The organism is Haloferax sp. s1, assembly GCF_058382125.1.
In genome coordinates this window covers 1-1,214 of sequence record NZ_JBZRPK010000126.1, presented here as the reverse complement: position 1 = coordinate 1,214, position 1,214 = coordinate 1, and the positions used below count along the sequence as shown (strand labels likewise).

General features: G+C 63.8%; 1 protein-coding gene and 1 pseudogene. One reads left to right on the top strand and one right to left on the bottom strand.

What is annotated here, in order from left to right; all coding sequences use genetic code 11:
* Positions 1-190 (bottom strand): annotated as a pseudogene (locus QT222_RS00910) (tRNA 2-thiolation protein NcsA); the annotation flags it as partial.
* 113 nt (positions 191-303) lie between these two features.
* Between QT222_RS00910 and QT222_RS00905 the strand changes: the two are divergent.
* Entirely contained in the window at positions 304-951 is a 648-nt protein-coding gene (locus QT222_RS00905; protein WP_491476001.1) for a DUF7095 family protein, read from the top strand.
* Positions 952-1,214 lie beyond the last annotated feature (263 nt).

Genomic DNA, 1,214 nt, shown 5'->3' with positions numbered 1-1,214 from the left:
CCCCGCCGGAGAGTCCGATGACCCACGTCTGGGGATTGTCTGGCGTCGCGTCTCGGGGAAGCATGTTGTCCTCGCGGATGCGGCGTCGCACGCGTTTCTCGACCGAGGCACAGAAGTGGTCTTCGCAGAGATGTGCCCCGGAATAGGCCGCGTGCATGACCGCGTCGCGACTGCACTTGTCGCACTCCATTGCCGGTCGCTTGCTTGGCAGGAGGGATACGGGTTTCGCCTCGGAGCGGACGTATCTAATGTGTCGTGACCGACGCGAAACCGGTTTGCCTCTCCGCCCCTCAGAAACAGGCGATGGAGCGAGACGCCGCCCTCGACCGCGTCGAAGAAATTGTCGATGCCGTGGAATCCGAGACGCTTCCCGTCCCGATTCGGGAGGTGTGGGTCTACGGCGACGTGGCCCTCGGCCTCGACCCGCTTGACCGACTCGACGTGTACGTGACGAAAGACATCCTCCTTCGGGGCGACCCGGACACAGCCGAGGAGTTCGAGCAGTCGCACGGTGTGAAAGGTGTCGGTAAGAGCGTCCGCGCCGAGTGGGCACGCGAACATCCCGACTTGCTTCGCGCGAACGCGAACGGCTACGCCGCTCCCGAGAAATGCCTCGCCGCCCACCTGCTTCCGGACGACGACGAACCCGTCCACCTCGAAGTCTGCAACGCCTCCTTCGAGGACAACGTCACCCAGCGGCTGAAAGGCGCGGTCACCCGCGAGGCGTACGAGCAGATTCTCGACCCGCGGGGCGTCTGTCTCTACGCCGACGGCCAGCGCTCGCCGGACGCGATGGAGAAACTCCGACAGAGCGAGTTCGCCTTCCCGACGCTCAGCGGCGCGCTGGAGATGCTCGGATTGGAGGGCGACGAGGCCGACACGGCCGTCGATGCGATGCGTGCCTACCGGGCCGAACAGACCGGAACGTCGGTCCGCGGCGACGTCGTCTAGTAGTCATCAACTCGTTGTCGGCGACGGCGACTCGGTCGGAACCGTCTACTGGCGTTTTCAGGAGCATAGCGGGAGGTAGATTTGAACGCCGTGGAACGATGTTCCACGTGCTCACGCTCGTTTCACCCGCGTGAACTACGCGAACCTCGCTTCGCTCGGTTCTCTCGTTCAAACTCCCTCGTGATAATTCTCACAGAAACGAGTCGTCACGGCGCGACAAGACGCGCCGCTTGGGTGTGTGATTTTCAGGAGCATAGCGGGAG

Bases quoted from the DNA above. Each gene is read 5' to 3' on its own strand.
- QT222_RS00905 (WP_491476001.1), top strand. From the start codon at position 304: ATGGAGCGAGACGCCGCCCTCGACCGCGTCGAAGAAATTGTCGATGCC.